General features: G+C 67.0%; 10 protein-coding genes. 8 read left to right on the plus strand and 2 right to left on the minus strand.

From position 1 onward, the window contains the following. Positions 1–195 precede the first annotated feature (195 nt). Positions 196–564 carry a hypothetical protein gene (locus tag ACWIGI_RS41370; protein ID WP_454209166.1) on the plus strand — a complete coding sequence of 123 codons (369 nt, stop codon included), beginning with the start codon at positions 196–198 and terminating at the stop codon, positions 562–564. A gap of 52 nt (positions 565–616) precedes the next feature. Here the strand turns inward: ACWIGI_RS41370 and ACWIGI_RS41375 are convergent, their stop codons facing one another. After that, positions 617–985 carry a hypothetical protein gene (locus ACWIGI_RS41375; protein ID WP_454209167.1) on the minus strand — a complete coding sequence of 123 codons (369 nt, stop codon included), beginning with the start codon at positions 983–985 and terminating at the stop codon, positions 617–619. Positions 986–1409: 424 nt separating this feature from the next. Between ACWIGI_RS41375 and ACWIGI_RS41380 the strand changes: the two genes are divergently transcribed. Beyond that, on the plus strand, positions 1410–1661 hold the full coding sequence (locus tag ACWIGI_RS41380; RefSeq protein WP_454209168.1) for a hypothetical protein: 252 nt from the start codon (positions 1410–1412) through the stop codon (positions 1659–1661). Then, positions 1658–2134: a hypothetical protein gene (locus ACWIGI_RS41385; RefSeq protein WP_454209169.1), complete on the plus strand. Its 477-nt coding sequence runs from the start codon at positions 1658–1660 to the stop codon at positions 2132–2134. The genes ACWIGI_RS41380 and ACWIGI_RS41385 overlap by 4 nt, the downstream gene beginning before the upstream one ends. On the opposite strand, the gene ACWIGI_RS41390 is transcribed toward ACWIGI_RS41385, so the two are convergent. Beyond that, the gene (locus ACWIGI_RS41390; RefSeq protein ID WP_454209170.1) at positions 2131–2661 is read right to left on the minus strand and encodes a hypothetical protein; all 531 of its coding nucleotides are present in this window, start codon (positions 2659–2661) and stop codon (positions 2131–2133) included. The two genes, ACWIGI_RS41385 and ACWIGI_RS41390, sit on opposite strands and share 4 nt — an antisense overlap. Positions 2662–2948: 287 nt before the next feature. Between ACWIGI_RS41390 and ACWIGI_RS41395 the strand changes: the two genes are divergently transcribed. The 5 genes from ACWIGI_RS41395 to ACWIGI_RS41415 all read left to right on the plus strand — a co-directional run. Then, on the plus strand, positions 2949–3218 hold the full coding sequence (locus tag ACWIGI_RS41395; RefSeq protein WP_454209171.1) for a hypothetical protein: 270 nt from the start codon (positions 2949–2951) through the stop codon (positions 3216–3218). Between the two features lie 642 nt (positions 3219–3860). Next, on the plus strand, positions 3861–4703 hold the full coding sequence (locus ACWIGI_RS41400; RefSeq protein WP_454209172.1) for a hypothetical protein: 843 nt from the start codon (positions 3861–3863) through the stop codon (positions 4701–4703). A 169-nt stretch (positions 4704–4872) separates the two neighbouring features. Next, positions 4873–5433, plus strand: coding sequence for an ankyrin repeat domain-containing protein (locus tag ACWIGI_RS41405; protein ID WP_454209173.1), 561 nt, complete (start codon positions 4873–4875; stop codon positions 5431–5433). Between the two features lie 231 nt (positions 5434–5664). Continuing rightward, positions 5665–5991: a trypco2 family protein gene (locus ACWIGI_RS41410; RefSeq protein WP_454209174.1), complete on the plus strand. Its 327-nt coding sequence runs from the start codon at positions 5665–5667 to the stop codon at positions 5989–5991. 66 nt (positions 5992–6057) lie between these two features. Next, positions 6058–10663 (plus strand): tetratricopeptide repeat protein (locus ACWIGI_RS41415; protein ID WP_454209175.1); only part of this gene is annotated, 4606 nt, incomplete at its 3' end.

Genomic DNA, 10663 nt, shown 5'->3' on the forward strand with positions numbered 1-10663 from the left:
CGCCTCCCGCAGCGGGGGGCGGAAGCCGCTGACCGACACTCGGGTCTTCTTCCTCTGGTCACGAGAGAGGCTGTCCACCAGACCGATTCCGCGCGACCGCGCGACCCTCGGTTGCCGTTGTGTAGAGGCGGCCTGCACTGTAGATGCTGGGGCCAGCGGAGAGCGTGCTCCCGTAACGATGGATGGGATGAATCTGTGAGCGACGAAACGGATTTCGGTGTCGAGGTGTACACGGTCACCGGCGAGTCGGTGAGATCGGTGCTTGACTCCCGTGACGAATTCGACGGCTTCACATTCGCTGAAGACGACACCGGAGTGACGGTGCTGCACGGGTACGGCGGCCTGTGGAGCCTGAACCTGTTCCTGCTCGCGTTGGCGAAAGGACTAGGGCCCACGGTCCGCCCGGATCACGAGGGATTCGAGCAGATCTACCAGACGCTGTTCGCAGTGACCATGTGCATGTCGTTCCCGGTACTGCTGGCGAAGGACGAACAGTACTGGTGCACAATGCCCAACCTCCGAATCATCGGCGACCCCACGACAGCACCTTCGCTGAATCAGTGACGAGCGCTCTCACGCCGCGGCAACTGTTCCATACCGGGCGGCGGGCGCGGGGTCAGGGGCAACTGCCCTGCGCGGCTTCACGAAGCCCAGCGGTGAAATCGGCGCGTTCCTCCTCGCTCCATCCCGCCCACTTCGGCGAGGTCCGCGCCTCGGCCAGAATGTTGTCCGCTGCCTGGCGCACATCCCACGGTTCGCCCGCACCAGGTGCCTCTCGGACCGCGGTGAACATCGCCAGCATCTCCTCGCAGGTCTGCATCCGAAGCGGCGAACGCTGGGCAGGCTCGGCCGGCGGCGCACCGCTGCCCGGCACCACAGCCGCGCTGGACCGCACAGCAACAGCGCTCTCGGTGGGTGTACCGGTGCTGGAGGCGCAGCCAGCGAGAGCGACCGTAGCCAGCACGGCGACAATGGCGACCTTCACGACCGACCTCTTTCTCAAGCATGTTGCGGTGCAGCAGATTACGAGTCCCCCGAGAGCTGACGGTACACGGACCTGGACGTGGCGCTGACCCGATCACCGCATCGAGGCAGCGGGACGACCTCGATCGTGCACCCGCATCGGGCGTACGCGGCAGCGGCCTGCCTGCGTCGCTCCCGGAACCCCTTTCTGCGTGTCCGTGCTTCGCGACGTCGACACGTCTGTCGGCGCGGCGACTGTGGGTGGCGCACCGAGGTCCGCGTTCGGGCTTGTGCATGAAGCAGACCACAATCACGCGCCCCTTCGACGGCAGACGTGCGACCGTGCCGCATCTGGAACATCGCCGAGACGACGGTGCGAGCCTTTCAGAGGGCGGGCGCTGTTTCGAGGGCGTCCGCGAACCGACTGCTGGACAAAGGAAACAGACATGCGGACCTCCTCCATCACCGTCGCTGACCTCGAACGGGGACACCGGCTTGTCAGCGGTGACCCGAGGGTGAACGACCGGGTGGTGGCTTTCGTCGAGGAACGCCACGACCACGATTCGGGTGAGGTGGTCATCGAGGTGGGGTTCCTCGGGGGCGGTGGATGGGAACCGGCGTCGTACGGCACTCCGGTCACTATCGTGGGCGGGTACGTCCCGGACACACCGGCGCGACCGTTCGAGAGCACCCGATGACCACTGAGCAACCGAGCGCGACCGCGACCTGGCTACGGCGGCGCGGGTTGCCGCGTCCCCGCGCCGACGGGCTTCCGGTGCCGTGGGGGACGCTGGTCGAAGCCGGTCAGCCCCAATGGAAAGCCATCGACTGCAACCGGATCCTGCACTGCCAGAGCCACTGGGAATGTCAGGTATGCGGGCTCGCGCTCCCTGATCGCGCGTGGGTGCTCCACGACGCCGACGGCTGGATCCTGACCGACGCGGCCATGCACCGCGCCTGCTTGAGCGTTGCCCGACGCTGGTGCCCGCACCTGCGGGCCGGCGGTGTCACCGCGCGCGAGGTGAGCACCGCGGACATCGCCGCCGACGGAACCCCACTCCCGCACTGGTACTCGCTCCCGGAGGTCGATGACGAGTGGGGGTCGTACGGCGACGCGATCAAGACCTGGACCATCGCCGACACCACAACCGGGTCACCCGGATCTGCCTAGTGGCGGCGGCGCACCGCGCGGCGCCACTCACGGGGCTCCACCCGCAGCTCATCCCGAACCCGATCGGTGAGAGCCTGTGCTGCTGCCTCCCGGGCCGTCCACAGACGTTGGAAGTCGAGGTCCGAGAAATTCCCCGCCTTTAATGTCGCAGGATCCGGCCGATTATCCGGGTCGGTCCATTCGGGGTAATGCTCGTCGACGTATTCGTTGAGGATATTGGAGTGATCCCTCGACTCACGCCAACGTTTGGACACCTCGTCGGACGCGAATGCCGCGGCCTCCGCGGTCAGCACAGCCGCCTCGGCCGATGAAGCCCCCAGAGCCGAATTCTGATATTGCAGCAGCTGGACGTATAGCTCGCCGCGGCGATCACGCAGCCAGCCCTGCGTGGCCATCGTGCGCTGATGCCACAGCTGAATAGCGAGTACAGCCGCTGGACTGACAACTGCGGTGACCAGAACTGCCCACAATGCCGTGCCTCCATCTCCGAAACGATCAGCCGATGAAGTTGTGATGTCCCCACCCACCGGATCGATCGTTGCCTGCGCGGCCGCTGGGACGCCAGCGGACACGCCTGTCGCGTCGAGCTCGCTGACGACCGATTGTCAGTTCCGCGCGGAACACCGCCGCCCCAGACGCTCCGGTGAGGATCGAGGTCAGCACCATGCCCGGATAGACCACGGAGTGCGCGAGTAAGTCCAGGTGGCGTGCTCCCGGGATCACATACACCGACTGCTTGCCCAGAAACACGGTCGGAAGTCCGCCGGTCCGGCTCGCACGCACACCCGTCACGCGCCCACACTCCCGTTCTCAGGTGCTCGAGAAACGCCGCCCGGCGCAGCTGCGCGAGATGGCGGGCATTGCCTGGACAATGAAGGCCATGACGAATTGGCGGCCTACCTTCGGAGACCCGGCGACCAAGTCCGACGATGAGGTCGTTCGGCACCTTCGGTTCTGGTTGAACCGGGCACGTCAGCTCACCGACGAGAACGAGCCCGTAGCGGCCGCCCAAGCCCGTCGTCAAGCCGACGAGTATCGGGAGGTTGCTGAAGAGCGCGAATTGGATATATCCGACCTTTCTTGATCGATCGCGACCGGCGATGTACTCCACAGACGTAGCCGCCAGACCGAGATTCCCGAATCTATAAGGGCTCGAAGGGCCGCCAGTGGCAGTACAGCACGGTGAGAAGCCCACGTTCGACGTGGTCGCGAGTAGGCGCGAGTGGATCTGATGATCAGTGGTCCCGGCTCTTCCCCGTTCTCCCGCTCCCGGCTTCACCGATCCGCGTCTCTATTGTCTGTTCTGCCCCCAGTCGGTTTGTTACCCAACAACTTGACTGGGGGCTTTGCCGACTGGTGCTGCACGTCGATTGGTGGTGAGGTCCGTGCGGTATTCGCTGATCGGCTGCCCACACGAACGCACTGTGATGCATTCGGATTCAGGCGGTCAACGCAACACTTGTTCAGTACGTATCTACCCGCCCGTGTTCGTCAAAACGGTTGCCGTTCTGTGCGATTGCCATCGCGAGTGTCTACGGTGAACGGGTGCGCCGCGATGCGCGCCGATAGCCGATGGACCCGATCCCACCCCTCGGAATCGGGTCCGTCGCTGCGTGCGGGGAATCCGGCCGATCGAACCGCCGCAGCAGCGCATGCGGGATCGGACCGCGCGGGGACATCTGACTAGACTTCGCGGATCGAAGCTGAAATGGCATTGGGGGGGTTCGTGAAGTCTGTTCGAGTGATCGTGGCTGTAGTTGTGCTGGTGTGGGGAATCGCATTGATCGCCGGCGGCGGCGTAGGTGTGTCTCGCAGTCAGCAGGTCGCGGTGGCAGGCGTGTCCGAGCAGCTGGCCGCGGCCGGAATCGTTCCGTACGAGGACATTCTGATCCTGCTCGAGCAGTCCCCGACCCGCACGGTGTCCGCGGAGGAGATCACTCCGATGTACCGGGCGCTGCGCGCGATGCCGGAGGTCGAAACGGTCTCGCCGCCGACTCCGGGGATGATGTCCCCGGACAAAAGCGCCGCGGTCATGGCCGCGGGTTTGAAAGCCGGAACCGACATCGAGTCCGCCAGGGCCGCGATCACCGACCGGCTCGCGCACCTCGACGACCTGCCCGCGACGCTCGAGGTCACGGTCCTGGGCGCCACCGCGCCCTCGTCGCGGTCGAACGCGCCCTGGATCGCGCTCGGAACCGGCGCGCTCCTGGTGTTCGCTTCCGGGGCAATCGGATTCGCACACCCCTGGCGCCGAGGCACAGCATCACCGCAACCGCAGTCCGCGCCCGGGTGGACCGGCACACCGCCAGCTCCTGCTCCCGCCGCGGGATCGCCCCAGGGTCCTGCAGGCAGGCGCGGGCTGTCCGAGGACGAGAGTCGCGACCGCATACTGATGCTGGTATCCGCTGTCCTGACGCTGGTGAGCCTGGTCGGGCTCTTCTGCCTCTTCGAGATCTTCGACGTGCCGCCCTCGACACTCACCCGGATCCCGTCACTCGGGCTGCTGACAATGACCGCGGCGTTCATCGGCGGCGCGGTCAGGATCACCCGGGACGCGCGCCGATCCTGACAAGCACAGGTACACAGCATCTAGCGACAGGTGTCGGGCGGGAAGATGGTCGGGTGAGGGGATAGTTCGGGCGTGGGGCCAACCTGCGCGAGCTGGATCGGTACGGGCGGACCTGGTTGCACTACGCCGGGGTCGACACCGACGCGGCGCTGGTGGCGCGCTTGCTCAGGTGGGGTGCGGATCCCAACGCCCGCGACATCGACGGCACACGCCCTTGCACCTCGCGGCCCAGAAGGACAGCGTCGATGTGCTCAGGCTGCTGCTCGATGCCGGTGCCGAACTCGAGGCGTTCAGCCACCGGGGCCTGACGCCGTTGCTGATCGAGGCCCGGGGAGCGTGGAGCTCGACCGAGACCATCTGTCTGTTGCTGCAGTGCGGCGCGGACCCGTACTACATTCCGCCCGATGGCTACAGCGTCGTCAGGGGCCTGCGACGACTCAGCGGCCCGCAGTGGAAGATCGATCTGCTGCGATTGCCCGAAATGGCCAGGGCCGCTCACGATCACGATGCGGCCGGTGAGCGGACCGGTAGGACGCTCAGGGGCATCGGCATATCCGGTCAGCCGAGTGCAGCGGTCACTCGGTGTGGTCCTGGGCAGGAGCCGGACCCCGCGGCTGGTGAGCGAGACCTCAACGTCGACTATCAGTGCCGTGCTGGCATCGAGCCTCCTCGGGGTGGGAATGAAGATCGCCAGAGTGCGCACGGCCTTGCGTACTCGGCGACGGAATAGGCTGCGGCCCGCACGCCCAGGACCGAAGCCTCGAGGGGGCGCGGTCCTGGAACGAATGCCGACAGCCGACGAACCGGGGCAGTGGTCACGATCCGCGCTGGCGCCAGGATGAAACCGGATGGTTGGCGAATGGAAGATTGATTGGGCCAATCGTTTTCGCGAAGTGGGGTTGTCGGGAAGGATGGGTGCACACGATGTAGCGGCTCGTGTGCCGACGGCGATGGGGCGGACATGGAAATCGAACTGGGCGACGCGGTCGCGGCACTGCGCGATGAGCTGATGCGGGCGGCCGCGCGCCGCGGCGAGAGCGATGTGGCGTTCGCGGTGGGGCCGATCGAGATGTCGTTCGATGTGGAACTGCGCCAGGACGCGAAGGTCAAGGCGGGGTTCAAGGCATGGGTGGTCTCCGGGGACGTCGAAGGCGGTGCCGGCCGCACCCGCAGACAGCGGGTGAGTTTGACCCTCACCCCGCAGGCGCCTGGCGGCGGGGATGTCCTGATCGGTCGCGAACCAGATTCGGACGAGGCGGACGGTGTACCTGAGCGGATCGAGCCCTAGTCGATAGCCGCGCGTCCGAACATGCAGGGCCGGTAGTGGTTTCGGGAATCGAACGGATCCAGTCCAATGGAAGAAAAGCAGCTGATCCGGGTCGCCGGGGTACTGACGGGTTCTGGATATCTGATCGCGCCGCAGCTGGTGTTGACCTCCGCGCACGTGGTCGGGGACACCGGATCCCGGGTTCGACTGTCCCGTCCCACCGTCGCGGGCCGCTACGTCGGGACCGTGGTGTGGTGCGGGCGCCCGGGCGAACGCGACGACGCCGCCCTGGTCCACATCGACGATCCCGAATGGACGCCGCCGCGGATGAAGCCGGTGGTGTGGGGCCGCACCGTGACCCACCATCCGGGGATCCCCTGTCGGATATGGGGGTTGCCGGAGTACGTGCGGCACCACGCGACTTCCGAGACCGATCAGCCGACCGGGAGATTGAGCCCGGGCAGCGGGCTGGTCGGAAATCGGTACGTCATAGAACTCGATGCCCATCCCCCCGCGGATCTCGGGGCCTCTCCGTGGGCGGGGATCTCCGGTGCCGCGGTGTATTGCGGTGACCTGCTGACCGGGGTGGTGGCCGCTGATCCCGAACACCGCCGCCACAGCGCGCTGGTCGCGGTTCCCGCGTATGTGCTGCTGGCGGACCCCGCATTTCGGGCCATGCTCGAGCAGCACGCCGGGGTGCGCGGGGCCTGGTGGGAACCGGTCGAGCTGCAGAGTCTGATGGAACGTGAACAATCCCCCCGCGCGGTCGTCTCACCATCCTCGCTGCTTGTGGCGCGCCGTGCGGTGGTGCCGTTCCGGCCCGGGCGCGGCAAGCTCTTGGAGCAGCTGCACGGGTGGGCCCAGACCGACGGCGTCGGGGCGTGGTTGCTGTACGGGCGTGGCGGACAAGGCAAAACGCGCCTCGCACAGCACTTCGGTGACCAACTCACCGCAGAGAGATGGAGCGTGCTGTGGCTGGCCCCGGGTGCCTCCGGCGCGGAGTTGGAGATCACCGCAGAGGTCAGGACTCCGCTGCTGGTGATCGTCGATTACGCCGAATCCCGCCTCACCCAGGTCCGGAACCTGCTGGCCACCCTGGCCGGCTCTGGGAGCGAGCGGCCGATGAAAGTGCTGATGCTGGCACGGTTCCGGGGAGAGTGGTGGAATCAGATCGCCTATGGAAGTAGAGCTGCCGGCGACATCATCGAATGGGCCTCCGCAACCGAACTGCCAATTCTGGATCACTCCCCTGCCGCGCGTGAAGACACCTACCGGGCCGCTGTCACCGCGTTCGCGGCCGCGCTCCCGGAATTGGGCGGCCCCACCGCAGAGGTGGACTGGGCGCACACCGCCGCCCAGGTCGCCCGCGCGCCGGTACCGCAGTTCGAGACCACGGCCACGGCGCTGGCGGTGCAGATGGGCGCGTTACTCGCGCTGCTGGACACCACCATCGCACACCCCCTCGCACCCGGGCCTACCCGAAGTTTCGAGGACCGGGTCCTCGAACATGAGCACCGGTACTGGGAAAGCACCGCTGCCAGTTACGGTCTCCTCGACAATCCGGGCATGCCCACTCTCAAGGACGCGATCGCCGCGACCGCGGTCCTGACCCCAGCCACCGGGCAGGAGCTCGAACGCGTGCTGACGCGGATCCCGGAACTGACCGATCAGCAGCCAGTGCTGATCCGGAACAAAGTCCGTGCGTGGCTGATGGGGCTGTACCCCGGGCACACCCCAGGGGCGTTCGCAAGATTGGCGCCGGACCGACTCGCCGAACATATAGTCGGGCGCCTCATACTCGACCACGACAACCGCCACTGCATCATCGAAACCCTCACCCGTCAAGCGCTTGATGATGAGCAAACCCGTCAATTGCTGACGGTATGTACCCGCGCGAGCGCGCATCCCGCGTTCAGTCCCACCGCCGGTCAACAGCTCACCGAGTGGTGCCGCCGCAGCCCTGACACGTTGTTGGTACACGCCATCGAAGTGGCCACGCGGGTGGAAACACCGACACCGCTTCTCGACGCACTCGAACAGACCGTCACCGACCCCGCCACCACCACCGACACCCTGCAGAGGCTGTACTCCCAGTTTCCGACCGACTCGCACACACTGACGCCTCTGGCCGCCGAGCTCTGCCACATCCTCACCGAGCGCTACCGCACCGATGGCCACGAAAATAGTCTTGACCTGGCCACGCTCCTGTACAGGCTCGCGAACGAGCTCGGCGACTTGGGGCGGTTTCAGGAGTCGCTGGCGGCTATCGAAGAATGCGTCCAGATCCACCGAGCACTCGCCGAGGCCCGCCCCGACGAGTACCTGCACGGCCTCGCGAAAGGTCTGAGCAACTTCGCGATGCGACTCGGACAGCTGGGACGGTTCCAGGAGGCGCTGGCGGCGAGCGAGGAATCCGTCCAGATCCACCGGGCACTCATCGAGGGCCGCCCCGGCTCTCACCTACCCCACTTCGCGCAAGCACTGGGCAACCTCGCGACCCAGCTCCGCGAACTGGGGCGATTCCAGGAGGCGCTGGCGGCGGGCGAGGAATCCGTCCAGATCCTCCAGGCACTGGCCGAGGCCAGCCCCGACGACAACCTGCCCAACCTTGCGAGGACTTTGAGCAACCTCATGGTCCTGCTCGGCGAACTGGGACGGTTCCAGGAGGCGGTGGCTGCGGTCGAAGAATCGGTCCGGATAAACCGGGCACTCGCCGAGTTCCGCCCTGACTCCTACCTGCCCGACCTAGCCGGGAGTCTGAACAACCTAGCGATCCAGCTCGGCGTTCTGGGGCGGTTCCAGGAGGCGCTGGCGGCGAGCGAGGAATCCGTTCGGATCTACCGGGCGCTCGCCGAGTCCCGCCCCGACGTCTACCTGCCCCACTCTGCGAGGACCCTGAGCAACCTCGCGACCCGGCTCAGCGAACTGGGGCGGTTCCAGGAGGCGCTGGCGGCGAGCGAGGAATCCGTCCAGATCTACCGGGCACTCATCGAGGGCCCCCTCGACTCGCACCTGCCCCACTTCGCGCAAGCACTGGGCAACCTCGCGATCCAGCTCGGCGAACTGGGGCGGGTGCAGGAGGCGCTGGCGGCGGTCGAGGAATCCGTCCAGATCCACCGGGCACTCGCCGAGTCCCACCCCGACCCCCACCTACCCGACTTTGCGAGGACTCTGGGAAACCTCGCGATCCAGCTCAACGCCCTGGGGCGAGTCCAGGAGGCGCTGGCGGCGGTCGAGGAATCCGTCCAGATCTACCGGGTTCTCACCGAGGCCAGGCCCGACGTCTACCTACCTCGCCTCGCGCTAGCTCTGGGCAACCTCGGGTCTTGGCTCGGCGGCTTGGGGCGGTTCCAGGAGGCGGCGGCGGCGGTCGAGGATTTCGTTCGGATCCACCGGGGACTCGCCGAGACCAGCCCCGACGTCTACCTGCCTGGCCTCGCGAGTGGACTGTCCAACCTCGCGCTGCAGCTCGGCGCCCTGGGGCGGTTCCAGGAGGCGGTGGCGGCGGTCGAAGAATCGGTCCGGATCAACCGCGCACTCGCCGAGTTCCGCCCTGACGCCTACCTGCCCGCTCTAGCCGGGACTCTGAACAACCTCGCGAACCAGCTCGCCGAACCGGGGCGGTTCCAGGAGGCGCTGGTGGCGCGCGAGGAAGCCGTCCACATCTACCGGGCACTCGCCGAGTCCCGCCCCGACGTCTACCTGTCCGACTTTGCGAGGACTCTGCGCGAACTCATGGTTGAGCTCGGACAGCTGGAGCGGTTCCAGGAGGCGGTGGTGGTGGGCGAGGAAGCCGTCCAGGTCCACCGGGCACTCGCCGAGACCCACCCCGACGACTACCTGCCCCACCTCGCGAGGACTCTGAGCAACCTCGGGGCCTGGTTCGACGGCTTGGGGCGGTTCCAGGAGGCGCTAGCGGCGGCCGAGGAATCGGTCCAGATCTACCGGGCACTCGCCGAGACCAGGCCCGACTCCCATCAGCCCGAGCTCGCGACAAGTCTGGGCAACCTCGCGATCGAGCTCAACGCCCTGGGGCGGGTCCAGGAGGCGGTGGTGGTGGGTGAGGAATCCGTCCAGATCTACCGGGCACTCTCCGAGACCAGGCCCGAGGTCTACCTGGCTCACTTCGTGAAAGGTCTAGACAACCTCGGGTCCTGGCTCGGCGGCTTGGGGCGGTTCCATGAGGCGGTGGTGGTGGGCGCGGCTTCTGTTCGGATCTACCGGGCGCTCGCCGAGGCCCACCCCGACGTCTGCCTGCCTCGCCTCGCGCAAGGTCTGGACAACCTCAGGGGCTGGCTGAGCGAACTGCGGTGGTTCCAGGACGCGCTGGTGGCGAGCGAGGAATCCGTTCGGATCTACCGGGCACTCGCCGAGGCCCACCCCGACTCCCATCGGCCCGAGCTCGCGATAAATCTGGGCAACCTCGCGATGCAGCTCGGCGCCCTGGGGCGGTTCCAGGAGGCGCTGGCGGCGGTCGAGGAATCCGTCCAGATCCACCGAGCGCTCGCCGCGGCCAGCCCCGACGTCTACCGGCTCGGCCTCGCGAAAGGTCTGAGCAACCTCGCGTTGCAGCTCAGCGAACTGGGGCGGTTCCAGGAGGCGCTGGCGGCGGTCGAGGAATCCGTTCAGATCCACCGGGCACTCGCCGAGGCCAGCCCCGACGTCTACCGGCCCGGCCTCGCGGGAGTACTGA

It is taken from the genome of Nocardia sp. NPDC055321 (assembly GCF_053645575.1).